At 60.1% G+C, this 25,104-nt stretch carries 17 protein-coding genes and 2 pseudogenes; 11 read left to right on the top strand and 8 right to left on the bottom strand.

The annotated features are described in order from the left end of the window. Positions 1-79 precede the first annotated feature (79 nt). Positions 80-643: a VC2662 family protein gene (locus ACB040_RS00600; protein WP_005333596.1), complete on the bottom strand. Its 564-nt coding sequence runs from the start codon at positions 641-643 to the stop codon at positions 80-82. A 260-nt stretch (positions 644-903) separates the two neighbouring features. Here ACB040_RS00600 and ybcJ point away from each other — a divergent pair, with 260 nt between their 5' ends. Next, positions 904-1,137, top strand: coding sequence for a ribosome-associated protein YbcJ (gene ybcJ, locus ACB040_RS00595; protein ID WP_005361116.1), 234 nt, complete (start codon positions 904-906; stop codon positions 1,135-1,137). 33 nt (positions 1,138-1,170) lie between these two features. Here the strand turns inward: ybcJ and ACB040_RS00590 are convergent, their stop codons facing one another. The 4 genes and pseudogenes from ACB040_RS00590 to ACB040_RS00575 all read right to left on the bottom strand — a co-directional run bounded on the left by ACB040_RS00590 (position 1,171) and on the right by ACB040_RS00575 (position 8,268). Beyond that, complete coding sequence (locus ACB040_RS00590) at positions 1,171-1,644, bottom strand: DUF4442 domain-containing protein (protein WP_371153852.1); 474 nt, start codon at positions 1,642-1,644, stop codon at positions 1,171-1,173. A 167-nt stretch (positions 1,645-1,811) separates the two neighbouring features. Next, positions 1,812-3,564 (bottom strand): annotated as a pseudogene (locus tag ACB040_RS00585) (ABC transporter transmembrane domain-containing protein). Continuing rightward, positions 3,561-5,297 carry an ABC transporter transmembrane domain-containing protein gene (locus tag ACB040_RS00580; protein WP_371153854.1) on the bottom strand — a complete coding sequence of 579 codons (1,737 nt, stop codon included), beginning with the start codon at positions 5,295-5,297 and terminating at the stop codon, positions 3,561-3,563. The pseudogene ACB040_RS00585 and the gene ACB040_RS00580 overlap by 4 nt, the downstream one beginning before the upstream one ends. A gap of 166 nt (positions 5,298-5,463) precedes the next feature. Beyond that, positions 5,464-8,268 carry a response regulator gene (locus ACB040_RS00575; protein ID WP_371153856.1) on the bottom strand — a complete coding sequence of 935 codons (2,805 nt, stop codon included), beginning with the start codon at positions 8,266-8,268 and terminating at the stop codon, positions 5,464-5,466. A gap of 187 nt (positions 8,269-8,455) precedes the next feature. On the opposite strand from ACB040_RS00575, the gene trxC reads away from it, so the two are divergent. Both trxC and ACB040_RS00565 read left to right on the top strand, forming a co-directional pair. Then, positions 8,456-8,890: a thioredoxin TrxC gene (trxC, locus tag ACB040_RS00570; RefSeq protein ID WP_371153858.1), complete on the top strand. Its 435-nt coding sequence runs from the start codon at positions 8,456-8,458 to the stop codon at positions 8,888-8,890. A 161-nt stretch (positions 8,891-9,051) separates the two neighbouring features. Continuing rightward, positions 9,052-10,434, top strand: a complete 1,383-nt coding sequence (locus ACB040_RS00565; protein ID WP_005333606.1) for a DASS family sodium-coupled anion symporter — start codon at positions 9,052-9,054, stop codon at positions 10,432-10,434. Between the two features lie 173 nt (positions 10,435-10,607). On the opposite strand, the pseudogene ACB040_RS00560 reads toward ACB040_RS00565, so the two are convergent. Then, positions 10,608-11,600 (bottom strand): annotated as a pseudogene (locus tag ACB040_RS00560) (IS5 family transposase). Between the two features lie 228 nt (positions 11,601-11,828). Between ACB040_RS00560 and ACB040_RS00555 the strand changes: the two are divergent. The 8 genes from ACB040_RS00555 to ACB040_RS00520 all read left to right on the top strand — a co-directional run bounded on the left by ACB040_RS00555 (position 11,829) and on the right by ACB040_RS00520 (position 22,851). Beyond that, the gene (locus ACB040_RS00555; protein ID WP_005352687.1) at positions 11,829-12,278 is read left to right on the top strand and encodes a hypothetical protein; all 450 of its coding nucleotides are present in this window, start codon (positions 11,829-11,831) and stop codon (positions 12,276-12,278) included. 4 nt (positions 12,279-12,282) lie between these two features. Beyond that, the gene (locus tag ACB040_RS00550) at positions 12,283-15,273 is read left to right on the top strand and encodes a YncE family protein (protein ID WP_371153860.1); all 2,991 of its coding nucleotides are present in this window, start codon (positions 12,283-12,285) and stop codon (positions 15,271-15,273) included. Continuing rightward, positions 15,273-16,112 carry an FTR1 family protein gene (locus ACB040_RS00545; protein WP_128835883.1) on the top strand — a complete coding sequence of 280 codons (840 nt, stop codon included), beginning with the start codon at positions 15,273-15,275 and terminating at the stop codon, positions 16,110-16,112. The genes ACB040_RS00550 and ACB040_RS00545 overlap by 1 nt, the downstream gene beginning before the upstream one ends. A 102-nt stretch (positions 16,113-16,214) precedes the next feature. Next, positions 16,215-17,639 (top strand): NAD(P)/FAD-dependent oxidoreductase, encoded by a 1,425-nt coding sequence (locus ACB040_RS00540; protein ID WP_371153863.1) that lies wholly within the window; start codon positions 16,215-16,217, stop codon positions 17,637-17,639. A 126-nt stretch (positions 17,640-17,765) separates the two neighbouring features. After that, a complete protein-coding gene (locus tag ACB040_RS00535) occupies positions 17,766-18,326 on the top strand; it encodes a hypothetical protein (RefSeq protein WP_371153865.1) in 561 nt (186 codons plus the stop codon). A gap of 13 nt (positions 18,327-18,339) precedes the next feature. After that, a complete protein-coding gene (locus ACB040_RS00530; protein ID WP_371153867.1) occupies positions 18,340-19,773 on the top strand; it encodes a hypothetical protein in 1,434 nt (477 codons plus the stop codon). A 58-nt stretch (positions 19,774-19,831) separates the two neighbouring features. Continuing rightward, positions 19,832-21,526, top strand: coding sequence for a hypothetical protein (locus tag ACB040_RS00525; RefSeq protein WP_371153869.1), 1,695 nt, complete (start codon positions 19,832-19,834; stop codon positions 21,524-21,526). 113 nt (positions 21,527-21,639) lie between these two features. After that, a complete protein-coding gene (locus tag ACB040_RS00520) occupies positions 21,640-22,851 on the top strand; it encodes a Bcr/CflA family multidrug efflux MFS transporter (protein ID WP_076491839.1) in 1,212 nt (403 codons plus the stop codon). A 76-nt stretch (positions 22,852-22,927) separates the two neighbouring features. Here ACB040_RS00520 and nhaD read toward each other — a convergent pair whose 3' ends face one another. Then, positions 22,928-24,352, bottom strand: a complete 1,425-nt coding sequence (gene nhaD / locus ACB040_RS00515) for a sodium:proton antiporter NhaD (RefSeq protein ID WP_058060016.1) — start codon at positions 24,350-24,352, stop codon at positions 22,928-22,930. A 107-nt stretch (positions 24,353-24,459) separates the two neighbouring features. Next, a complete protein-coding gene (locus ACB040_RS00510; protein WP_005333716.1) occupies positions 24,460-24,927 on the bottom strand; it encodes a DUF4357 domain-containing protein in 468 nt (155 codons plus the stop codon). Positions 24,928-25,104 lie beyond the last annotated feature (177 nt).

The following is a 25,104-nucleotide window of genomic DNA, read 5'->3' as shown; positions in this document are numbered from 1 at the left end:
ACCTCTGTTCGCCTATCACAAGTTGCAAGAGGCACAGGGTAATCAGCAGAGGCCCTTAACGCAAAGCGAACTGCCTTGGTCAGAACGATTTCTGGAAGTTCACCAGCGGCAGAATGGGGAACACGCCGTTGGCGGCATAGTTGGCCAGCCCGATCTGCAAGCCGTCGAGGTGCTTGGTCGCATTGATAAAGCCAATCTGGAAGGTGGTACGCTCGGCATAGTTGACGAAGCCGACGTTGGCCAGCGCATTGCCCTTGGCGATATTGACCGCCCCCCAGTTAAGCCCCTGTACATTGTTGGTCAGGTTGACCAGCCCCAGATTGACGCCGGTATCCTGCCCTTCGTGCCAGTTGATGGCGTTGATAGCGACCCCGCCAAACTGGTGACGCACCCGACCAGCACCGAGGAAAATCCCGAGCTGCAGACCGCTGAACTGATCCACATCGGAGAGGGCGAAGATCGGCAGATCAATGCCCTTCACCTGACCGGTCCGACCGTAGAGCAGCGAGGCGCGCGCCCCTTCCACCTGATGGGACGCGGGCAAATTGACCCCGGGCAGCGAGACCTGCACCGGAGTACTGGCCTGCGCAACACCGCACAGAGTAAGGGCGCTGCATGCCAGCAGCAGGCGGGAGAGTGTCATGGAAAGTTCCTTGGGCCATTGAGAGTGGCCCGATCCTAACAGTCAGGGGCGAGTGTGGGCACACCAGCAGGGACGAGGTGCGTCACGATACGTCACGGGTGGCCCTCTCACCTCTCCATCAGGTCTTGCGAAAGCGCCACCTCAAGGACAATCGGCCACTTTTTCGCAGCGAGTGGCCCCTCTTCCTTTCTTTGCCTGAGCGAACTGCCTAAAATAGTCGCCCTGCTGTATCCGGCATTCATCCATCTAGAGGATTTCCCATGGAGACGTTTCTGCTCGAAGGTCACCCCTTCGTTGCCTTGTGTGACCTTATCAAACATCAGGGGTGGGCCGATTGTGGCGGCGCCGCCAAAGCCCTCGTTGCCGAAGGGCTGGTCGAGGTGGACGGTCAGGTGGAGACCCGCAAGCGCTGCAAGATCGTGGCCGAACAGGTGGTCAACTTCAACGGCATGAAGGTCGTGGTGAAAGAGGGCGTCAGCCCGGAGATTGGCTAAACCCGTTTCGGGGAGCCACTCTCCGGCAACCCGCTAGCTGGCCTTGATCGACAGGGTCAGCACAAAACGCGCCATCGCCTCATCCCCGTTCAATGACGGACAGGTTGCCACCACTTGGATGGGGCGATTGATGCGCTGACCGCTTGCCAGCGATTCGTTGATCATGGCGTCAATCTCCTCCCCCGCTGCGCAGTCGAACTGCACATCCCCCTCCGGTCGTTTCAAAAACTCCCCCTGCACATCCTTGAAGGCGAAGTGCACCTTCTTGCGCCGCTGCCGCCCCTTCTCCATCACCAGTAGACCACCCACCAGATCGGCGCCGGTCGCCAGCGCGCCAAAATACATGCTGCCCAGGTGGTTGCGGGTACGCCAGCCAAGGGGAATGCGAATGCGCAGCTCCTTGGCGTTCATCTCTTCGATGATCGGGGCACAAAACCCGATGACGGGAATATAGCGCCAGGCAAACAGCCGAAGTGCCAGATTGGCTTTGAAGCGTTGCAAATCCATATGCGAACTGATCCGATGAGTTAATGTAAACAACATGTTGCCTGCATCTGCGCCATTCGACAAGCACAGGGATCACGGTTACGACCTTTTGCCCAACCCAAAAAAACAGAGGGAACCGCACCGGTTCCCTCTTTTCGCTCATGTCGCTGTTACAGCAAATGTGCCGATCAGGCGCGCTTCTCTTCGAGCCAGGCCCCCTGACTCTGCATCTCGAACAGCTGGGCATAGTGACCGCCGAGGGCCATCAACTCACCATGGGTACCCCGCTCGCTCACCTGACCGCGGGAGAGCAGCAGGATCTCGTCCGCATCGACGATGGTCGAGAGGCGGTGGGCGATGGCGATGGTGGTGCGGCCACGACGGGCAGCAGAGATCGCCTGCGACAGCGCCAACTCGGTCTGGGAGTCCACGCTGGCCGTCGCTTCATCCAGAATGAGGATACGCGGATCTCCCACCAGTGCACGGGCAAAGGAGAGCAGTTGCCGCTGACCGGCGGAGAGGTTCTTGCCACCCTCCTCCATCAGGGTGTTGATCCCCTGTGGCAAGCTGCGCACAAAGTCGGCCAGCTGCACCTCGCTCAGCGCCTGCCAGAGCCGCGCGTCATCTATGCCGGCGCGGCCGAGACGCAGGTTCTCCGCCAGGGTGCCGACGAAGATAAAAGGATCCTGCTGCACCAGCCCGATGCTGCGGCGCACCGCCGCCAGCGACAGGGTATCCAGTGCGTGATCATCGAAGCGGATCTGCCCCTGATCCAGCGGATAGAAGCCCATCAGCAGGCTGATAATGGTGGACTTGCCGCTGCCGGTATGGCCCACCAGCGCCAGCATCTGGCCCGGTTTTGCGGCAAAACTGACCTCCCGCAGCACCTGCTGCTCACCATCGTAGGAGAAGCTCACCTGCTCGAAACTGACCCGCCCTTCCAGCGGGCGCAGCTCGCCCTCGGTGCTCTCGCGGGTTTCATCGAGCAGGGCAAAGACCCGCTCCCCCGCCACCATCGCCTGCTGCAGCTGGTTGAGCTGGTTGGTCATCTCGATGAGCGGCTCGATCATCCGCCCCAGATAGCTGATAAAGGCGTAGAGCACCCCTACCTGAATAGCACCCGCGTGGCTCCCCCCCCTCATGGGCAAACAGCGCCAACAGGCCGATCAGCACCATCATGTAGAAGAGATCGATGAGCGGACGCAGCAAAATGCCGTTGATCTTGAGGCTCTTGATCCGTGCCGACCAGTGTTGCTGGTTCACCTCGGCAAAGGCGTTGGCAAAGTGGCGCTCCTGCACCATCGCCTGGATCACCGGCATCCCCTGCAGCGACTCGTTGAGGCGGCTGTTGATGTCGGAGAGCAGGCTGCGAGTCGCTCGCACCACCGGCACACTCAGTTTCTGGTAGAGCCACATCACCCCGCCCACGGCGGGCAGCAGCAGGGAGCAGACCAGCATCAGCCGCAGATCCAGCAGCGCCATGGAGATGAGGATGCCGCACAACAGCACCACCTTTTGCACCAGCAAGCCGATCACCTGCACATAGAGGTTCATGATCGCCTCGGTGTCGTTGGTGATGCGGGAAATCAGCGAGCCGGAGCGATGCTTGTCAAAGTAGCGGGCCGGCAAACGGATGGCGGTAGCAAATACCTGCTCGCGCAGGGTTTGCACCACCGCCTGAGCAATGCGATTGAAGCGCAGGGATTGCAAATAGAAACCCGCCGCCGACAGCACCTGCAAGCCCAGATAGCCCGCAGCAATCAGGGCTATGGTGGGCAGCACGATATTGCGAGGCGCCAGATAGTCATCGATAAAGAGCTTGATCAGCAGCGGCCCGGCCACTTCGGCGCCGGTGGCAAGCAGCAAACAGATCCCCGCCTGAATAAGCCAGCGAGGATACTGGGCGCAGTAAGCGAGCAGTCGTTTAATGGTCGGATTCACAGGCTCTCCTCCACCGCTTCTTCGAGACGCTGATAACGCACCATATCTGCATACCAGCCATTGTGTGCCATCAGGGCACCGTGATGACCCCGTTTGCTAACGGCCCCCTGCTCCAGCACCAGGATCTCGTCGGCCTGCTCCACCGCCGTCATGCGATGGCTGACCAAGATCAGGGTGCGACGATGGGCTTTGAGAGCGTGCAGAATTTGCTGCTCGGTGTGGGCATCCACCGCCGAGAGCGCATCATCGAGCACCAGAATGGGCGCATCCAGCAGCAGGGCGCGGGCAATGGCCAGCCGCTGTTTCTGACCGCCGGAGAGGGTCACCCCTTTCTCCCCCACCTCGGTCTCATAGCCTTTGGGGAAACGCACAATATCATCGTGGACACAGGCAATGCGCGCCACCCGTTCGACCTCCTCGCGGCTCGCATCGGGTTTGCCGAGGGCGATATTGGCGGCGATAGTGGTGGAAAACAGGAATGGCTCCTGCGGCACATAGGCAAACTGGCTGCGCAGTGTGGCGAGCGGCAACTGGTCAATCGGTACGCCCCCCATGACAATCGAACCGTGAGTCGGATTGGCAAGGCGCATCAACAGCTTGAGCAGGGAGCTCTTGCCTGCCCCGGTGCGCCCCACCACCCCGAGCATCCCCCCTTGCTTGAGGGTAACGTCGATATCCGCAAGCAGGATGCGCTGCTCAAGTTGATAGCTCACCCCTTTGATCTGCAAAGGAAAGGCAGAGGTAAACACCGCCGGCTGGGCGGGCTCTTCGATATCGCTGCGCTCCCCCAGCAGGCTTTCGATACGGGAGTAGGCGGCGCTACCCCGCTCGATGATGTTGAACAGCCAGGCGATGGCAAACATCGGCCAGATCAGCTGGCCGAGGTACATGGTGAAGCTGGTGAGCTCACCCAGAGTCAGCTCACCCTGCAGCACCAGCACACTGCCCCCCACCACCGCGAGGAAGTAGGAGCAACCGATACAGAGATAGATGACCGGATCGAATTTGGCATCGATGCGGGCCACCGCCATATTGCGCTCCCCCGCCTGTTTGGTCAGCTCGGCAAAGCCTTCATCTTCCAGCGATTCAACCGCATAGGATTTCAACACCCGCACACCGGAAAGGGCCTCCTGGGTCTTGTTGTTGAGCCTGGAGAAGGCCCCTTGCGCCGCCTTGAACTGGGTGTAGATCTGGGTGCCGAAGCGGTTCATGAAATAGGCCATCACCGGCAGCGGCAGCAAGGAGACCAGCGTCAACTGCCAGGAGTACTGGCTACACATGATGGAGAGCACCAATACCCCGACCATGATGGAGTCCACCAGAGTCAGCACCCCTTCGCCAGCGGTCATCTCTACAGCCTGAATGTCATTGGTGGCATGGGCCATCAAATCGCCAGTACGGTGGCGCTGATAAAAATCGGGGCTCATCCGGGTGAAATGGCTGAAAAGGCGATTGCGCAACACATAGGCCAGACGGTAAGAGGCACCAAATAGCATCACCCGCCAAACGTAGCGCAGCAGATAAATCAGCACACCCAGACCAAACAGCCCCGCCAGATAGCGCATCAGGGTACCATTGTCGAGACCGCCCTTGGTGATGCCATCCACCACCCAGCCCACCACTTTGGGCGGAATCACGGTCAACAGGGCCACCATCAGCAGCAGGGAGATGGCGGCCAGATAACGGGGCCACTGCTCCTTGAAAAACCAGCTCAATCGTAGAAATACGCTCACACCACCAACCTTTAGCGCTCTCTGCCCGTGACCGCTCCAAGGAGCGGCCATCAGAGAAGCCACGCAGAAATAGAAGAATGAAAACAATCGCCTCCGGCTGGAGGCGATTCGAACGAAAGCTCATCATATCCCGAACCGGGATGGTTGAGAATAATTACTATTTAATTCACTGTGACATGCGATCATCCCCTGATGAATAGGGATTATACGAATTTTCATGCTGCTCACCGGTCAACAGGAAGTGTGACACCTCTTCTCGGGTTTGGCTAAAGACCTGTTGCAACTGCTCCAGATCCGTCTCGCTTAGCACCTCGTTTTGCCGCAGGCGCCACTCCAGCTCGCCAGCCACCAATTGCAGACGGGACGCCGAGATATTGGCCGACACCCCCTTGAGGGTGTGCAGTAGCTTGCTGGCCACCTCGGGCTGCTGACGGCGCAGGGCGGAGCGGATCTCCCACAGATCGTCCTTGTGCTCCGACATGAACAGCTTGAACAGGATCTGCAATGCCTCCTTGTCCTGCTCCAGCCGCTTGAGGGCATCCTGCAGATCGAGGATCCCGATCATATCCGGCGGTTTCACCTCCATGATCCCCGCCTGCTCCACCCCTTGCGGCTTTACCCACTGCAGCAGGTTGTTGTAGAGATCCAGCTTGCTCACCGGCTTGGTGACATAGCCATTCATCCCCACCCCCAGGCAACGCTCCTTGTCACCGGGCATGGCACTGGCGGTGAGGGCAATGATGGGCACATCGTGTTTGTCGACCATCTTGCGGATCTGGCGGGTGGCATCGAGTCCGTCCAGCACCGGCATCTGCAAATCCATCAGGATCACGTCAAAAGGCTGCTCGGCGACCCGCTCCACCGCCTCCCGACCATTGCTGACCACACACACCACCGCATCGACGCGCCGCAGATATTCGATGATGAGCTGCTGATTGACCCGGTTGTCTTCCGCCAACAGCACTCGGGTACCCTGCAACAGGGATTTGAAGTGTTGCTGATCCCCCTGTGCCTCGGCCTTGCGCAGGTTGAGCTCGTAAGAGCTGCCGTTGAGCAGCTCGTCCACCTTGGCCAGCAGGGCATTTTCGGTCATCGGTTTGGGCAGAAAATGGGTCAGCCCCATGCTGTCCATCCGGGCGTGCAGCCCCTCTCTGGCCCAGGCACTGATCATCAGGATGGGGATCCGCCGCCACTGGCTGTGCTGATACATCTCCAGCGCCAGATCGAGCCCATCCTCCTGACCCATGCGCCAGTCGAGGATCGCCAACCGCAGATTCGGTCCCTCTTCACGGAGCAGCTGACGGGCACGGGAAAGGGAGTTGACCGGCAGCACTCGCACTCCCGCGCGAGTCAGAATGTCCCGGGCCAGATCCAGCACCAGTTCGTTGTCATCCATCACCATCACCAGCGGCTGGTTTTCGAAGAAGACTTTCCGTCCAGCCACACCGTAGACCGCCTGCGCCATCGGGATATCGAACTTGAACAGAGAGCCGACGCCAGGTTTGCTCTCTACGGTGATCCGCCCCCCCATCAGCTCCACCAGCCGCTGGGAGATATTGAGCCCAAGACCCGAGCCGCCATATTTTCGGGTATTGCCCGCCTCCAGCTGGGTAAACGCCTGAAACAGTTGGGTCTGCTTCTCTTCGGCAATGCCGATGCCGGTATCGCGCACACTGAAGCGGATCCGCATTGGGTGAGGATTGGCCAGCTCGATGCAGACTTCGACTTCACCGCGTTCGGTAAACTTGATAGCGTTGTTCACCAGATTGACCAGCACTTGTCCCAATCGCAAGGGATCCCCACGCAAGAAGACCGGTACCTCCGGTGACTTGCGAATAACCACCTCCACGTGCTTGCGCTCCGCCAGATCGGCAAACATGCCCGCCAGCGAATCGAGCTGCTCGCTGAGATCGAAGTCGATCTCCTCCAACGTCAGCTTGCCGGACTCCACCTTGGTCAAATCAAGGATGTCGTTGATCAGCAGCAGCAGGGTATCGGATGAGGATTTGATCTTGCCCAGATAGTCCCGCTGTTGTTGATCCAGTTCGGTCTGCAGTGCCAGCGAGCTAAAACCTATGATGGCATTCATGGGGGTGCGGATCTCGTGGCTCATGTTGGCCAGAAAATCGCTTTTGGCCTGGGCCAGCAAGCCGGTCTGGCGCGACAGTTCGCTCAGCTTCTGGTTGCGGCGCCACAGGGTGAAGGCCACCAGCGCAAAGCAAATCAAAGCCCCGCACAGCACCATCAGATAGAAGCGGTTCATCAAAGAGGAGGCGCGCTCCAGCTTGTCGAGTTTCCAGCGCACCAGACTCTCGATCACATGCATGTCGATGAGCTGGTAACGCAAGGTGTGATAGGCCATCACCTGCTGGCTCATCTCCTTGCTCAGGCGGGTCAGGGTAGCGATCTCCGGCAAGTTGCCATAACGGGATTGCAACTGCTGTTGCAGCTGGTCCAGCGTAGTCTGTTCACGTTTGTCCCAACTGCGCTGCAGATAGTTGCTCAGTTGCGCCAGCTCCTCCAGGTCGCGATGGAGAGCACTGTCTGACGGGATTATCCCCCGCACCTTTTTAATCTGGGCCTGCAGGGGCGCATTGAGATACTCGATAGCCATCTCAATGGCATGAAGCCTGGCCAGCGCCATCAGATAGGTGTCCATGTCCTCAAGCAGTGCCTGGGAGAGATCGTCTTGCACCAGCTCGGGATCGCTTCTGACTTCCCGTACAAAACCGTCAAGGGTGATGGATAACTGGTTCAGGCGCTGCTGGACATTGCTGTCATTGGCCTGCTCCCGCCCAAGCAGATAGACGGTATCGGCGTTGATCCGGTTCAGCACCACCTCGGCCGCGTCGTTCAGGTCGTGGGCCTGTTGCTGCTGACTGAGCGACTGCCAGCAGTAGCCCGAAAAGGCGAGCAGCAAGGCAACGATCAGCCCTGGCACAGCACGGTTTTTCCGTGATCCTTTATTCATCCCGTCTCGACTCTCATCTGGTGGTCGCTGAATTATCCGGTCAGGCAATGAACCCTGGGGGAATTATCCACTCCCGCTGGGCACTGTGTTACCGTTATTGCTCTGATATTTCGCTATTGTTTCGCGATTGCTTCATTCTGGCTTTTCATCATATCCCCGGCCAGAGCTGATTTAGAAGGAACCAATTATGTCATTTATCACTACTTATTGTAGCCACTGCTTTACCAGGAACCGCCTGCCCGTTACCCATACCGATACATCTGCCAAATGCGGGCGCTGCAAAGCCCTCCTGTTCAGCCAGACCCCTTGCCTCGGGAATGCGGATAACTTCGATACCCTGATCAACTCAGACATCCCGGTCGTGGTCGATTTCTGGGCCAGCTGGTGCGGCCCCTGCCAGCAGTTTGCTCCGGTATTTCATGAGGTTGCCCATGAACTCGAACCACGGATGCGCTTTGTCAAAGTCGATACCGAGCAGCAGAGCACCATTGCCGCCCGTTACGCCATTCGCAGCATCCCCACCCTGATGGTCTTCCAACAGGGCAAACTGGTGAACCAGATAAATGGCTCCTTGCCCAAGAGCATGTTCAAGCAATGGCTGGAACAGTTCATGGATGTTTGATTTATATTTCGCACATGTTTTATTTATGTGTTCATTTCCTCATTTTTATCAATGAGTATGTGAGTAGAGGCTGATTTTCAACATGTGAGTCTGTTTCAAACAAGTGAATGGATGTAATCTCGGCAACACAAAAACAACCATAAATTAACCGAGAGAACATTATGCACACATCAGCTGTACCCTCTGCTCCATCTCGCTGGCTGGACATCAAATCAGGGATCGTCATCCTGGATGTTTTGCTACTTTGTGCCATGCTCGCCTGGCTCCCGTTTGATCCCATGGTCAACAAGGGGCTGGGCATTCTGGTCTTTATCGCCATCCTCTGGCTGACCGAAGCACTGCACGTCACCATCACCGCCCTGCTGGTGCCCCTGCTGGCTACCGTGCTCGGGGTGTTTGACATGAGCAAATCCCTCACCGATTTTGCCAACCCGATCCTGTTCCTTTTTTTTGGCGGTTTCGCCCTCGCGGCAGCCCTCTCAAAACAGGGACTGGATACCCTGATGGCAGGCAAGGTGATGCACCTGGCCAATGGTCATCTAGGTTGGGGCGTCATCCTGCTCTTTACCATCACAGCCGCCATGTCGATGTGGATCAGCAACACCGCTACCACCGCCATGATGCTGCCACTGGCGATCGGTATGCTGGCACGCCTCGATAGCAAAAAAGAGCGCGCCACCTTCGTCTTCGTATTGCTGGGGATCGCCTACAGCGCCAGTATCGGCGGCATCGGTACCCTGGTGGGTAGCCCACCCAACGCCATCGCAGCCGCCCAGATGGGGATTGGCTTCACTGACTGGATGAAATTCGGTGTTCCAGTCGTGCTGATCCTGATGCCCTGCGGCATTGCCCTGCTCTATCTGGTGACCCGCCCGCGTCTCAGCCACCGCGTCGAGATCCAGGATGTCACCATCAACTGGACCCGCGAGCGTAAAGTGACGCTGGCAATCTTCCTGACCACCGTTGTGCTCTGGATCGGCTCACAACCCATCTCCAACGCCTTTGGCGGTATTCCGCAACTCGACACCCTGATTGCCATGGGTGCCATCGTAGCCATCGTGGTCAGCCGTGTCGCCAGCTGGGATGACGTCAACCAGAACACCGACTGGGGCGTGCTGATGCTGTTTGGCGGCGGTCTGACCCTGAGCGCCATTCTCAAGGCCACTGGTACCAGCGCCTTCCTGGCCAGCCATCTGTCGGCCGTGCTCTCCAACGCCAACATTTTTGTCGTGTTGCTTATGCTGGCCGCCTTCGTGGTATTCCTGACCGAACTGGTTTCCAACACAGCTACCGCCGCGCTGTTGGTTCCCCTGTTTGCCGGTGTCGCCGAGGCGCTGGGTGTATCACCTGTGGTGATGTCGGTGTTGATCGCTATCGGTGCCTCCTGTGCCTTTATGCTGCCAGTCGCCACGCCGCCCAATGCCATCGTCTTTGCCAGTGGCCACATCCGCCAGAGGGAGATGATGAAAGCCGGTATGGCTCTGAACGTGGTCTTTACCGTGTTGCTCGCCCTGCTGGCCTACTTCGTTGGCGATATCCTCTGATCCACCTCCCCCCCAATAAATAAAAGGCTATGTCCTAAGGAAGGTGCGAACAAGCTGCTCGCACCTTCACCACGAACTCTTTGTCCGCATTTGAAATGCCCATCACTCCAAAAACCTGACTATTTACCGCAAGCATTCGGCTATTAAGCGCCATTTAGCCTCATTTTCGAGGCTTATGTCGATTTTTGGGCACAGCTATCCCATGCCCGTATCATCTGGTCCACGCGAAACAGATTCGCCAGCGTAAACAACATCGCCAGTTGGTTGTCGTTCTTGCGCAGCCCCTTGAACCGCACCTTCACAAAGCCAAACTGACGTTTGATGATCCGAAACGGGTGCTCCACTTTGGCGCGGATGCTGGATTTGAGCCTCTCAAAGGCAATCACAGCCTTGTTTTTGCGCGGATGCTTTTTGAGTTCCTTGAGCCTGCCAGGTCACATCGCAATCGCCCATTGTGCCTTTACATCTGCCAGCTCTTCACGGTTTTCTGCACCCTGATATCCGGCGTCAGCGAACACAAATGCCTCCTTGCCATGGAGCAGATTTCCCACTTGATTGAGGTCGTGCTCATTGGCTGCCGTGGTCTCCAGACTGTGCGTCAGGCCACTCTTGGCATCGACACCGATATGAGCCTTCATGCCGAAGTACCATTGATTACCTTTCTTGGTCTGGTGCATCTCGCCGTCACGCTCGCCACGCTTGTTCTTGGTCGAGCAAGGGGCCTCAATGAGAGTGGCATCGACCAACGAGCCTTGCTTCATCATGATGCCAGCGTCAGAAAGCCACTGGTTGACGGCGTCGAAGAGCTGCCGGGCCAGCCGGTGCTGCTCCAGCAGATGGCGGAAGTTCATGATGGTGGTACGGTCGGGGATGACCTGGTCCAGTGAGAGCTTGGCAAACAGACGCATCGAAGCAATCTCGTAGAGCGCATCCTCCATGGCGCCGTCGCTAAGGCTATACCACTGTTGCATACAGTGAATACGCAGCATGGTATCGAGTGGGTAGGGACGACGGCCATTACCTGCCTTGGGATAGACGGGCTCGATGACCTCCAGCATCATTGCTCATGGGAGCAACGCCTCCATACGAGCCAGGAATAACTCCTTACGGGTTTTGCGGCGTTTGCCATTGAACTCGCTATCCGCGAAGGTGAGCTGATGATTCATGCTGAACCTTCTCCCTTATGCCAAGTGGGGCTCATGATCTCACATAAGGGACTCGTCCCCCCCCTATGCAGTGACCGAGCGGATGGCGGAGCATAAATAGTCGAGCTTGATCACTGTGCTTGTTCAGCCTTGATTCACCAGCAATACAATTGATAACACTTTTCATTACTCTTACTGCGTTATAAACTTGCTCCCCCCGGGCTGCCCCGCCCGGGTGCTGGAGCCTTTATGACAAGCCTTTCTCTCTCACCCCGACAATTCTGGCAGTGGCTGGCCTACCACCATCAGGCCGCCGAGGGCACCCTCTATCTGATGTTCTTCTCCGGCCTGCTGCTGTGGGAGCCGCTGACCCCGCTCTGGTCGCTGGCACGCTGGAATCTGTTTTTCCATGTGATGCTCTCGCTCACCCTGTTTCCCCTGCTGTTTGGCGCCTTCTGGCTCTCCCATCGCAGCTTGTTGAACCGCAGCAACAAACCCTTTTTACGCACCACGGGGCGGATTATTGAAGCCCTGCTGCTGATCTGTTTGGCCAGCGGCCTGCTGCTGGTGCTGCACGGCACTCCGGGCGATGCAATGGGCAACCTCGCTAGCTGGGCCCACTGGCTGAGCGCGTTGGCGTTAACTCCTCTGGTGCTGCGCCACGCCTGGCGCTGGACCATCTTGAAATGGCGCTCCTGATCCCATGTTGAAGTCATCGTTCTCTGCATATTTGTCACCCCTGCTGGCCCTCGTCCTGCTGCTGGCCAGCCCCTTCGCGTTGGCCCAGCAGATGGGCGCCGGGATGCTTGCCTATGAGGAGGGAAGCGCCCCGCGCCTCGTCACCGCCAACCTGAGCGCAGGATCTGTCACCCTGCTTGAGCGCGATAGCGGCAAGCGGCTCAAAGAGGTGCCGCTGGGCGGCGATCTGCGCCAGCTGGCCCGCGCCGATGATGGCACTCTGCTGGTCACCGACTACAGCGGCGATCGCCTGCTGCTGCTGGATGATGATCTCGATCTGGAAAAGGCGATCCCCACCGGCCATAGACCCTATGGGGTCATCTTCGATGCCAAACGGCAGTGGTTCTGGGTCACGCTGTTCGAATCCGCTCGCCTGCAAGCCTACGACACCGCGGGCAACCTCCAGCTGGATGCAGAAACCGCCGAGACTCCCCGCGGGCTGGCATTGACCAACGACGATCGCCTGCTGCTCACCCACGCCATGACCGGCCAGCTCGCCATCTATGATCTCGCCAAACTCGGCAATAGCGCCAAGGGAGCTTCGCTTCCCAAACCCAAGCTTATTACCCTGGCCGAGACCCATAGCGACACGCCGAGCGACTCGCAGGGCTTGCCGCGCCTGCTCGACGGCATCGCCCTCTCTCCCGATGGCAGCGAGGCCTGGTTGCCTCATGTGCTGTGGAGCTTCGATCACCCCTTCCAGTTTCAGAGCACCGTATTTCCGGCCGTCTCCATCATCGATCTCGATGAGGAGAAAGAGCGGGTCGATGAAAGAAAACAGCTCTTTTTGCAGATCAACCTGCCAAGCGTCGGCAACCGCAGCCAGATCGTCTCCAACCCGTTCGCTGCACGCTTCGCCGCCGACGGCAAGCGGGTCTATCTGACCCTGGCGGGCTCGGAAGATCTGCTGGTGTTTGATCTCTCCCGCAGCGGCAAGTCCAACAACAACCGTCACCGCCGCAAGAAGTTTCAGGGGGGCGCCAAGGCGACCCAGCTCTTGCGTCACCTGCCGGGCCAGAATCCGCGGGATCTGCTGATCGACGGTGACCATATTCTGGTGCACAACGCCATGGGGCAGGATCTTACCCGCCTCAATAGCGGCGGCAGCGGCCCGTTTGCCCGGGTCACCGTCGATGTGCCCCACTTCGCCAAGCTGGTAGAGACAGATCCGCGCCCCGCGCCGCTTCAGCGCGGCGAGCGGCTATTCAACCTTGGTAACACAGCGTCCAACTCACGCTTCCCCATGGCGGGGGACAACTGGATGAGCTGCAACTCCTGCCATCTGGACGGGTTCAACTTCACCAACCGCTATCTGATGGCGGCTCATCGCCAGAAGAGCGGCGACAACGCCATCAACGGCCACGCCAACCTCACCAACATGGTGGCGGGGGATTTTGTCGGCGAATACCTGCGCATGACCCAGCAGACCCAGGGCGGCATGGGGCACGACACCCGCGATGGGGCCGAGGCAGTTGACCCCGCGAGGCCCCAACCGGAAGTGAAAGCGATGATGGAGGACTTACACGCCTTCGTCACCGCCGATGGCAACCTCCCCTATCTCGCCAACTGGCTGCGGCTCGGTGCCCCGCGCACGGATCCCGCCAAGGCGCCGACTACCCACCCGAAAGAGTGGCTCAACTCTGCCTCCTGCCAGAACTGTCACAGCCAAGCGTTCAAGGATTGGAGCGAGAGCAACCACCGGCTGATGGGCAACTCCCACCCCTACTACAAGGTGGTGCAGGCATTGGCCCGCGAAACCGAAGGGGAAGCATTCGGTCAGTGGTGTCAGGGCTGCCATATGCCCCAGCAGGTGATGACAGGCCAGCAGGATCTACCCAAGGGCTCCCACATGTTCGAGCAGGGTGGCGCCTCGCTGATTGCCGCCCACAAAGCGGGCGAACCTGTGGTGGAGGAAGGGACCGGCTGTGTGCTCTGCCATCGCATCACCAAGGTAGAAGACGCGGGCGGCAACAGCGCCTTTACCGTGAATTTGAAAGACCGCGAGAGCTATGTGTTCGAGGATGCCCCGGGCGGCAGCCTCCAGCACTGGCTGGCCGAGCGGCAGATCAATGCCCGGCCGGCGGCCCACAAAGCCTCCTATCAGAAGGATTTTTACCGCGACGCGGCTCTGTGCAAGTCGTGCCACAACGAGTTTGCCCCCGGCACCGGTGCCAACATCGTCAACACTTGGGACGAGTGGGAAAAATCCAGCTTCGCCAAGGCAGAGGATCCCGCCAAACGACGCACCTGCATCGACTGCCATATGAACCCGGAGCCGGGCAATGGCGGCGCACCGGTGGCGGGCCAGTCCACCGAAAACGGCACCATGAAAGCGCGGCTCTATCGCCACAACTTCACCGGCGCCCAGCACCAGCTGGTGGGGCTGCGCAACCCCGACCTTGAACAGGAGAGTCTGGCCCTGCTGCGCTCCAGCGCGACCCTCTCCGCCCGTATCGAACAGGCTGCCGATAGTCAGCGGTTGGTGGTGCGGGTCGCCAATACCGGCGCGGGCCATGCCCTGCCCACCGGGGTGGCCGATTTTCGTGAACTCTGGCTGGAGCTGACCATCACTGACGCCAGTGGCAAGGTGGTGCTTGCCAGCGGCCAGCCGGTGGATGGCGCCGTCCCAGAAGATGCGCGGCTGTTCAGAAAAGTGTTCGGCGATGCCGAGGGCAAGCCGGTGGGGCTCAAGTTCTGGCGCTACGCCAAACTGCTGGAAGATACCCGCATTCCGGCCGATGGCTGGCGCGATGAAGTCTGGTCGCTGCCCGCAGATGCCCAAGGGCCCTTCAAGGCCGATATCAAACTCAATTTCCGCACCTACCCCAAGTGGGTCAATGATGCGGTGCGCGCCGCCGAGCCAAGCTTGCCGGAGCCACCCATAGTGCAACTCAATCGGCTGCAACTGACCCTGCGGCCTCTCCCCGTCACGCCTGCAACGGAGCCTCAATCCTGATGTTTGCAAGTTTTCTCATTACCCTGCGCGAGGGGCTGGAAGCCTTCCTGCTGGTCGGCATCTGCCTCTCCTACCTCGCTAAGCTGGGGGCGAGCCGCTACAACAAGTTCATCTATCTGGGGGTGGGGCTCGGCCTTATCGCCTCCCTTGTCGTCGCCTTCCTGTTCCAGGTGGTGGTGAGCCAGTTCGAGAGCGAGCGCTACAACCACCTCTTGATGGCGGGGATCCTCATCTTCGCCACGTTGGTGCTCACATATATGGCGATCTGGATGCAAAAACAGGCCAAATCCCAGGTGGGGGCCATGACGGCGCGCATCGATGCAGCCATCGATGGCGGCAACCTGTTTGGTCTGGTGCTGCTCGCCTTCCTTGCTGTGATGCGCGAAGGGTTTGAAACCGTGCTCTTCTTCTCCGCTCTGCTCTACTCGGGCCAAGGGGTGGATCTGCAATCCGGCCTGATGGGCGCGCTGGCGGGGCTGCTGGTCTCCATCGCGCTGGTGTGGGGGCTGCTGCGCTCCACCCGCAAGGTGGCGCTGGCCCCCTTCTTCCGCTGGACCGGCCTGCTTATCATCATCATCGCCGCAGGCTTGCTCTCGTCTGCCGTCAACATGTTGCAGGCGGCAGAGATCATCACCTTCTGGACCACGCCGGTGTTCGACATCAGCCACATTCTCGACGATCAGGGGGTATTTGGTACCTTCCTGCGTGCCCTGTTTGGCTACAATGCCTCACCCGCTGGCTTGCAGCTGCTGACCTGGGCCCTCTATCTGGCGATCTTCGTTACCCTCTGGCAGCGCAGCTATCGTCCGCAGGTGAGCGCCGCATCCAGCAAGGGCTGAGCCCGCACGCCCTGTGGCAACAAGGCCACGGGGTAACAACACTATTCGAGAGCCGCGCCTTGGCGCGGTTCCCTTATCTATCAAGCAGTTTCGGAATAGGTCATGAGCGATAACAACAAGAAAAGCATTGCAGTGCTGGGCGCTGGCCCCGCCGGTTTGATGGCGGCCTGGCGCCTGCGCCGCGCCGGTTTTGCCGTCACCCTGTTCGAGCAGGAGCCGGTGGTCGGCGGCATGTGCGCCACCCAGACCTTCAAGGGGCGCGATGGGGAGTATCGCTTCGACTACGGCGGTCACCGCTTTATCACCAAAAACCCCGAGCTGCTCGCCTTTATCGACGAGCTGATGGGGGATGACCTGCTCCACGCCGAACGCAAGAGCGTGATCCGCTTTGGCGGGCGCACCTATGACTACCCCTTGAACCTGCCCAACCTGCTCAAGACGGCGCCGCTCGCCCTGATGGCCGGTGCGGTGAAAGACTTGCTGCTGTTGCCTTTTGCCAAGAAGCCCACCGATTTTGCCAAGGCAAGCTTTGCCGAGTGGATCCAGAGCCACTTTGGTCGCACCCTCTACCGCCAGTTCTTCGAGGGCTACACCGGCAAACTGTGGGGCATCAACCCGGACAAGCTCTCCGCCGACTGGGCCGGTCAGCGCATCAGCCTCATCGACCTCAAAGATGTGGCGCGCCGCCTGCTGCCAAGACGCAACGGCAGTATCTCGGTGCGCACCTATGCCCGCAAATACCGCTACCCCAAATATGGCTTCGGCCAGATCTTCACCACCCTGGGGGAGCGGCTGGTAGCAGAGGGCGTTGAGCTGAAAACCGGCGCCACCATCACCCGCCTTGAGCAGGCTGATGGCCGCATTGAACGGGTGTATTGGCAACAAGATGACGTGGAGCTGAGCGAGCGCTTTGATCAGGTGATCTCCACCCTGCCGCTGCCGCTCACCTGCCAGCATCTTGGCTTGCCGTGCGATCTGCATTACCGCTCGCTTCGCTTCGTCAATATGCCGCTCAAACAGGAGAACCTGTCGGACAACACCTGGCAGTACCTCTCAGACCCCCATATTCTGGCGACCCGTCTGCAGGAGCCGCGCCGCCGCAGCCCCTTTATGGCGCCACAGGGCCAAACCTCGGTGATGCTGGAGATCCCCTGCAATCCGGGGGATGCCACCTGGCAGGCGCCGCTCTCTGATCTGCGCGGTCGGGTTACCGCCGATCTCGCGAGCCTCGGTGTCGATACCGCCAAGCTTGGCGATGAGACCTTCGAAGCCCGCAGCGAGTACGCCTATCCGCTGATGGATCTCGGCTATCAGGCACGCCGCAACGAAGCGATCAAGGCGCTGATGCCGATCAGTAACCTCATCATGACCGGCCGTCAGGGAACATTCCGTTATATCTTCACCGATACCGCCATGGAGATGGGGATGATGGCCGCTGACATGGTGATCGACGGGGTGGACAGACGCCACGCCATCTTTAACCATCGCAACGAAAACACCGTGATCGAAACCCAGAGCGTGGCGTGAGGCTTGTCGGTGTCCAACAGGTAGACAGACGCCGCAACACCTTTAACCATCGCAACGAAAATACCGTGATTGAAACCCAGAGCGTGGCCTGATGGCCGCGCAATTGGCATAAGTAAGGAGAACAGGATGACCATACGCCCGGGTTTACTCGGCCTCACCCTGCTGCTGACCCTGAGCGGGCAGGCGCAGGCTTACTCCTACGCCGCCGCCGGCAAGGAGCCGCTGATCGACGCCCGCGAAGCGCTGCTTGGCGCCGCCACTGGCGGCAAGGATGCCAGCGCCACCTTGAGCGAGATTGCCGACGAACTGACCTATCTGGAACAGCACCACAAGGTGGAGCTGCAAGGGCCGCTGGCCGCCGCCATCAAAGCCAAAGACGCAGCAGCCACCGCTGCCCTGCTCAACCGCGCCTACAAGGCGGAGATCGAGCGCCGCCTCGAAGGAGCCAGCCAGAATCTTGGCGACTACCAGACCGCCAAGGTGCTGGTGGTCAAGAGCAAGCGCTTCCTCGATTTGATCCTCCCCTCTCTCAACGAAGGGGATCGCAAGGCGGCCGAACAGGCGCTGGCCAAGGTGCTGGATGCCATCGGCAACCCGGGGGTATTCGGGGTGGGCGCCAAGCCCGCCGATGCCGCCGCCTTTAGCGATGCAGAAAAAGCGCTGATGGCCGTGCTGGCACCGCTTTGATGGCCTCTCATCGATGATGACAGCCCCCCTCATCCCCAACCCTTCTCCCGCAAGGGGAGAAGGGGGGCGTCACCACGGCCGATTACGCTTCGCTAATCGACCCTACTTACTGCTCCTGTTACTGCTCCTGCTGCAACTGGCTTGGCTCGGCTGGCTGCTGGCCTTCCCTGTGGCACTCGATTCCGACGACGCCCTCAATTTCGCCCACGGGGTGACGCGCTTTAGCGTGCTGGAGTTCTCCCCCCACTTTCCGGGCTACCCCGCCTTTATCTGGCTGGCGCGGCTGCTCAATCTGCTGGTGGACGATCCGGCCCGCGCGGTGCAGTGGGCAAGCCTGTTGGGCACAGCCCTGCTGGCACCGCTCGCCGCCTTGCTGGCGATGAGATTGTGGCAACGGCCAAGCCTGCTGGCACCCGTCTGGCTGCTGGTATTGACCCTGCCGCTCACCCCGACGCTGGCGCTCTCCGGCCTTTCGGACGGATCCGCGCTCGCCGCCTGGCTCGGGGCGCTCTTGACCTTGCAGCAGCGCAGAATTGCACTGGCGGGCCTCATGCTGGGCCTTATGCTGGCGCTGCGTCCCTCCTATTTTGTGCTGGCCCTGCTGCCCCTGTGGCTCGGGCTGGCGCAGCAGGGCACGCGCGTCAGGTTTGTGCTCCCCATCGTGCTGGTGGGGCTAGCCTGCCTGCTGTTTGTCTGGCAAGCCGATGGCTGGGCCTACTTCAGCGAGGGGCGTCGCTTTACCGACGGCCACTTTACCCTGTGGGGCAACACGGCAGCGGCCCACGGCGATCGGCTGCTTAGCTGGGCGAGCACCTTCAACGATCAGCTCACCCCGCTTTGGCCCTTGGCTGTCGGGGCGCTGCTGGTACTGCCGCTTTGGCAAAGATCAAAAAACAACCCTACCGCCCTCCCCCCGCTCTGGACGCTCTACTGGTTTGCCCTGCTGCTCTGGACCCTATTTGGCCAGAACCCTGACAATCCCCGCCATCTGGCCCCCGTCACCCTGCTCGGTATCGTGCTGCTGGTGGGTTGGCTGCCGCGCAGTGGCGAGTGGGTGGTCGCGGTGGCCGGATTGCTGCTGCTCGGCGCGATCTTCACCCTGCCCCGTCCGCCCGCCATGGTGCAGGCGGCAAAACTGGCAGAAAAAGCGTGCCCGGCACTGGTGACCCAGTGGGGCGTGCGGCTGCTGCGGGAGACCACGGCCTTGGCCGTCACCGATGGCTGGTACAAGGGGGATGCGGCGCTGGCGCTCTCTCAGGGAGCCTGTCGCCTCAGTCGCCGCCCCATCGCCGCGAGCGAAATGCCCACTGCGGTGCACCAGCACTGGTTTGCCCCGCGCTTTGCCGCCGAGTCCGGCCTCTGGATCGCCATTCCCTCGCTGCAGACACCCCATGGGGAAAGTGACAAGAAACATAGAAAGAGCACAGAAATCCGCCAAGGCAACTAAAAAAGAGGGGAACAACTCGGGTACACTCACTGCGCATCCATAACAGACGAGTCTCCTTATGCGTGTAACCAGAGAGTGGCTGTGGGTTTTGTCGGTGCTGACCGGGGCCTGTTCCCTCCTGTTGCTGCCATTCTGGCTGCGCGGCGGCAGTCAGGGCCATGATCTGTTTCACCACCTGCTCTCCGGTCACTTCTTTGCCGTGCAACTGTGGCAAGGTGAGCTCTATCCGCGCTGGTTGATGGAGATGAACGGCGCCTTCGGCAGCCCGGTCTTTTTCTTCTATCCCCCCTTGCCCTACTATGTGAGCGCCCTGTTCGCCGGCCCCACCCCACTGGCCCACGAGGCGATGACGCCGCTGCTCTGGAGCAGCAGCGTGGCACTCTGGCTCTCCGGCCTGTTTGCCTATCTCTGGTTGCGCCCCTTTGCCGGCCACGGACGGGCGCTGGCGGCCAGTTTGCTCTATATGGCGCTGCCCTATCATCTGGCCATCGATATCTACGCCCGCTTTGCCCTGGCAGAGAGCTGGGCCTTCGTCTGGGCACCGCTGGCACTGCTGGCGCAGGATCGCCTCTGCCGCGGCGCCCCCTTTGCGCTACTGCTGCTCGCACTGGCCGTCTCCATGCTGACGCTTTCCCATCTACCAAGCACCCTGCTCATTCTGGGCTTGCTCACCCTGCGCAGCCTGCTGCTGGTCTGGCGCTACAAGGGGAGCACAGCGCTTGTCAGTGTCCCTGTCACCGCCTCCCCGCTTATCGGCACCCTGCTGGGCCAGCTCTGGGGGTTGGCGATGGCCAGCCTGTTGCTGCTGCCCGCTCTGCTGGATCAGGGGGGGATCTCCATGGAGCAGATGCGCACCGGCATGTTCGAATTTCAGCGCAACTTTCTCGATCGTTTGCCCCAAAGCCGTGATGACTGGCGCTTTCGCGGCCATCTCGCCTGGCTGACGCTGCTCACCCTGGCTCTGCTGCTGGTAGCTTGGGCGGCTGCCCGCGAGCCGCGCCATCCCGAGTTGCTGCTCTGGGGGGTCATTGGCACCCTGAGCTTTCTGATGATGCTGCCACCAAGCGAGCCCCTGTGGCGCCTGCTCACTCCGTTGCAACTGGTGCAATTTCCCTGGCGCCTCAATCTGCTGCTGGTCATCGCTACCGTTGCCGTGGTGGCGCTGGGTACCCCCACCTATCGCCCGTGGCAGTGGGTCTGGTGGTTACTACTTGCCCTCACCCTGCTCTCGCAGGGACTCTATGTACGCGAGGCGCCGCTCACCCAGGCTCCCGTAAAGAGTCAGCTCGACGGGGAGTTCGACAGCAAGCGCAGCGCCCGCGAATACCGACCAAAGCAGGTGCCACGCGGCATGTTTTCCCCCACCCTGCTGGCCTGGAAAGAGGAATTCCAGCCCGCCATCACCTGCGACCATCAGGGGGTGAACTGGCAGATCCAGCGCTGGCAGCCTCGTCATATCGAATTGACGGTGGATGCCCCGGCGCCCGCCAAACTGATCCTGCACCAGTTTGATTACCCGGGCTGGCAGGCAAGGCTCGACCAGCGCCTGCCGCTGAGCGTCAGCAGCACCCGCAACGGCCTGGTGCAAGTCTGGGTGCCCGCCGGACAACATAATCTCACCTTTACCCTCACCGCCCGCTGGCCGGAGCGGCTCGGTTACGCCATCTCGTTGCTGGCCTGGCTGCTCTGGCTGGGGGGAGTGATCCGCGCAGTACGCCCACATGACCGCAAGCGTGATTCCCAAGGTGCCTGAGCGGCCGGGCACCTCCCCCTTTTGAGGGGGCAGGAACGTCATGCCGAGCGGGGGCAAACCTGATAGACTCGCCCTTCTCCCTTTTTCAACCAAGGTTCACCAGCGGATACCCTATGCCCCAATCGCCAACAGCTCAGGCTGCCGCCCTCTCTCCCCGTTTCCTGTTTATCCTGCTGGGCGCCCTGGCGGGTCTGACCCCGCTGGCGGTGGATATGTATCTGCCCGCTATTCCGGCCATCGCCCGGGATCTGGCCACCAGCATCGACGGCGCCCAGCTCACCATCAGCGCCTTTCTGGGCGGCTTTGCCATCGGCCAACTCTTCTACGGCCCGCTGGCCGACAGCTATGGCCGCAAGCCGGTGATCCTGGCGGGGCTGGTGATGTTTGCCATCGCCTCGGTGGGCTGTGCCATGGCGGACTCCCTGCCTGAATTGCTGGCCTATCGGATGTTGCAGGCGGCGGGCGGCGCGGCCGGCTCTGTGGTGGTCAATGCCCTGCTGCGCGACCTGTTCGAGAAAGATGCGTTTTCCCGCGCCATGTCGTTCGTCATTCTGGTGATGACCTTGGCGCCGCTGGTGGCCCCTGTGGTGGGCGGCTATATCAGCGCCCACGCCGACTGGCGGGTGATCTTCTGGCTGCTGGTGGGGATCAGTCTGCTGATCTGTCTGGTGATGCAGTGGAAAATTCAGGAAACCCTGAAACCGGAGCACCGTCAGCCGCTCAAGATCGGCCAGATCCTCAAGAACTACTGGGGGGTGCTCTCCCATCGCGGCGCCATGGGTTATGTGCTGTGCGGCTCCCTCTCCAGCTCCGGCATGTTCGCCTTCTTAAGCGGCTCCCCTTACGTCTATATCGAGTACTTCAAGGTGCCGACCGAGCACTACGGCTGGCTGTTTGGCCTCAATATCCTGCTGATGATGGTGGTCACCTTCGTCAACAGCCGACTGGTCAAAGGGGTGGGCGCCGAGCGGATGCTGCAATACGGCCTGCTGGTGCTGCCCTGCGCGGGCGCCCTGCTGGTCTACAACGCCTGGAGCCAGACCGGCGGCCTGTGGGGCATCGTCATTCCGGTGGTACTGTTTGTCGGCCATATCAGTCTGGTGGGCGCCAATGCCATGACCGGCCTGATGGGCCACTTCCCGCAATCTGCGGGCACCGCATCGGCACTGGCGGGCACCCTGCGCTTTGGCATCGGCGCCCTGGTCGGCATTCTGGTCAACCTCAATCCGCCCCACTCGCCGCTGCCCATGGCCATCGCCATCGCCTGCTGCGGCGTGGGTTCCACTCTGAGTTACTGGCTGCTGACCGGCAAGCGAGGCGATTGATCCCCCTCCCCCCTGTCAGGAAAACGAAAGAGGCTTCCGTCAACGGAAGCCTCTTTTCGTACTGGCGCCCAGACGTTCAGAACTGGGCGCTGTTGAGCCAGAGGTGCGCCCCTATGCTCACCAGATAACCGAGCAAGATGGCAGGCAGCCACTTCAGGTGGCCAAAAAAGGTATACATGCCGTGGGCCTGTCCCATCAGGGCCACCCCGGCCGCAGAGCCGATGGAGAGCAGGCTGCCGCCCACTCCGGCGGTCAGGGTCACCAGCAGCCACTGCCCCAACGCCATATCCGGGTTCATCGACAGCACGGCAAACATCACGGGAATGTTGTCGATGACGGAGGACAAGACCCCGATGAAGATGTTGGCCATGGTGGGATCCCCAGCGTCATACAACCAGTGTGATACCAGCTCCAGATACCCCATAAAGCCCAGCCCACCGACACACATCACCACCCCGTAGAAAAAGAGCAGGGTATCCCACTCCGCCTTGGCCACCTTGTTGAACACATCAAATGGCACCACAGAACCCAGACTGCGCAACCGTACCTCATCCCCATTGCGTTCGTAGAGCGCCCGTTTGCGTGCCAGCGAGCGCGGTAACGACTTGCGCAGATAAAACCCGAAAAACTGCAGATAACCGAGCCCCAGCATCATGCCCAGTACGGGTGGCAGATGGAGGAAACTGTGGCATAGCACCGCCGTGATGATGGTCAGCAAGAAGAGCGCGACGATGCGGCGGGCACCCCGCTTGAGATCGACCACCTCGTTATCAGCCTCCGGCACATGACGCGGCACCATCAGGCTCATCAGGATGGCCGGCACCAGAAAATTGAGCAGAGAGGGAATAAGCAGGGTGAAGAACTGGCCAAATTGCACCTTGCCCGCCTGCCACACCATCAGGGTGGTGATATCGCCAAAGGGACTGAACGCCCCTCCGGCGTTGGCGGCGATCACTATGTTGATGCAGGCAAGATTGACAAAACGCCGATCTCCGTTGGCCACTTTCAACACCACGGCGCACATCAAGAGCGCTGTGGTCAGGTTGTCTGCCACCGGCGAAATACAAAAAGCAAGCCCACCGGTCAACCAGAACAGGGTGCGCAAGTGAAAGCCGGATCGCACCAGCCAGGCGCGCAGGGCATCGAACAGCCGCCGATCCTCCATGGCGTTGATATAGGTCATCGCCACCAGCAGGAACAGCATCAGCTCGGCATATTCCAGCAGGGTATGGCGGAAGGCCTGCTCGGCGACAGGGCTCATCCCCTGCTGTGCATAGGCGATACCGATCAGGATCCAGATCACCCCGGCGGCCACCAGCACGGGTTTGGACTTGCGCAGTTGCAGATACTCTTCAGCCATCACCAGGGCGTAGGCCAACACAAACAATCCGACACAAAAAAGTCCGATTGAGGAGGATGTCAACAGAACAGGGCCACTACTGGCATGGGCGGGAGGGATAAACAGGGACAACAACAAAATAACAGGGGTGAGCGCAGACATGGTCTCTTCCTTTTAGAACCATCTGGCAATGATGCTAGCACCTGGATGAAAAGAAAAATTCATCCAGGTCAATTAACGCTTAATTGGTTGGCTGTCGAAACGCGGGATTATTTCTTGCCGAAACCCGACTGCTTGAGGGTATAGCCTGCGCTGTTTTGCCAGGCATCCAGACCGCTGCGGTTATTGCCCGCCACCAGACTGGCGGCCAGACTCGGGCTGTTGAACAGCTGATCGGCGGTAAAGACAAAGCCGCCCTGACTGCGGGGCACTATGACCCCCTTCTCCAGCAGTTCGTGACGCAGCTCGATCACCGCTTCACGCAGGGAGGCGGCATCCTCGCCATTGGCGGTGGAACCGGCCAGCACCATAAAGCCCGGATTTTGCCGCTTGCCCACCGGATAACCGTGGGCCTCTGCCCCTTTGCCGTTGAAGTGGTAGAGCTCGCGCTCCCCCGGCCGGTTGTCGGAGAGTGCCTTTTGCAGGGTCATCAGCTCGTTGTAGATCTCGATGGGGACGACGGCAGCCTGCTTGTTGCCCTTGCTATCGATGATAAAACTGACTTGCTTGTGTAACATCCTTGCTCATCCTGTGACCCATGGAAGCCCCTATTCTAACCACCTCGGGCAAGCGGGATCCAGCGAGGATCCACTGCTCTTTTGCCGCCTTGATCACTAACTGGCACTCTTGATCAACCGTAAGGGGTGTTGATCAATGCTGGCCGTGCTAGCGTACCAAGCATGATGAAAGCCATT

It is taken from the genome of Aeromonas sp. S11(2024), from assembly GCF_041402345.1.
In the GTDB taxonomy this organism is placed as follows: domain Bacteria; phylum Pseudomonadota; class Gammaproteobacteria; order Enterobacterales; family Aeromonadaceae; genus Aeromonas; species Aeromonas veronii.
This window is presented reverse-complemented; position numbering and strand designations above follow the sequence as displayed.

Excerpts from the sequence above, each read along its gene's own strand:
- ACB040_RS00600 (WP_005333596.1), bottom strand. The coding sequence starts at position 643 with ATGACACTCTCCCGCCTGCTGCTGGCATGCAGCGCCCTTACTCTGTGC.
- ybcJ (WP_005361116.1), top strand. The coding sequence starts at position 904 with ATGGAGACGTTTCTGCTCGAAGGTCACCCCTTCGTTGCCTTGTGTGAC.
- ACB040_RS00590 (WP_371153852.1), bottom strand. The coding sequence starts at position 1,644 with ATGGATTTGCAACGCTTCAAAGCCAATCTGGCACTTCGGCTGTTTGCC.
- ACB040_RS00575 (WP_371153856.1), bottom strand. The coding sequence starts at position 8,268 with ATGAATAAAGGATCACGGAAAAACCGTGCTGTGCCAGGGCTGATCGTT.
- trxC (WP_371153858.1), top strand. The coding sequence starts at position 8,456 with ATGTCATTTATCACTACTTATTGTAGCCACTGCTTTACCAGGAACCGC.
- ACB040_RS00565 (WP_005333606.1), top strand. The coding sequence starts at position 9,052 with ATGCACACATCAGCTGTACCCTCTGCTCCATCTCGCTGGCTGGACATC.
- ACB040_RS00555 (WP_005352687.1), top strand. The coding sequence starts at position 11,829 with ATGACAAGCCTTTCTCTCTCACCCCGACAATTCTGGCAGTGGCTGGCC.
- ACB040_RS00550 (WP_371153860.1), top strand. The coding sequence starts at position 12,283 with ATGTTGAAGTCATCGTTCTCTGCATATTTGTCACCCCTGCTGGCCCTC.
- ACB040_RS00545 (WP_128835883.1), top strand. The coding sequence starts at position 15,273 with ATGTTTGCAAGTTTTCTCATTACCCTGCGCGAGGGGCTGGAAGCCTTC.
- ACB040_RS00540 (WP_371153863.1), top strand. The coding sequence starts at position 16,215 with ATGAGCGATAACAACAAGAAAAGCATTGCAGTGCTGGGCGCTGGCCCC.
- ACB040_RS00535 (WP_371153865.1), top strand. The coding sequence starts at position 17,766 with ATGACCATACGCCCGGGTTTACTCGGCCTCACCCTGCTGCTGACCCTG.
- ACB040_RS00530 (WP_371153867.1), top strand. The coding sequence starts at position 18,340 with ATGATGACAGCCCCCCTCATCCCCAACCCTTCTCCCGCAAGGGGAGAA.
- ACB040_RS00525 (WP_371153869.1), top strand. The coding sequence starts at position 19,832 with ATGCGTGTAACCAGAGAGTGGCTGTGGGTTTTGTCGGTGCTGACCGGG.
- ACB040_RS00520 (WP_076491839.1), top strand. The coding sequence starts at position 21,640 with ATGCCCCAATCGCCAACAGCTCAGGCTGCCGCCCTCTCTCCCCGTTTC.
- nhaD (WP_058060016.1), bottom strand. The coding sequence starts at position 24,352 with ATGTCTGCGCTCACCCCTGTTATTTTGTTGTTGTCCCTGTTTATCCCT.
- ACB040_RS00510 (WP_005333716.1), bottom strand. The coding sequence starts at position 24,927 with ATGTTACACAAGCAAGTCAGTTTTATCATCGATAGCAAGGGCAACAAG.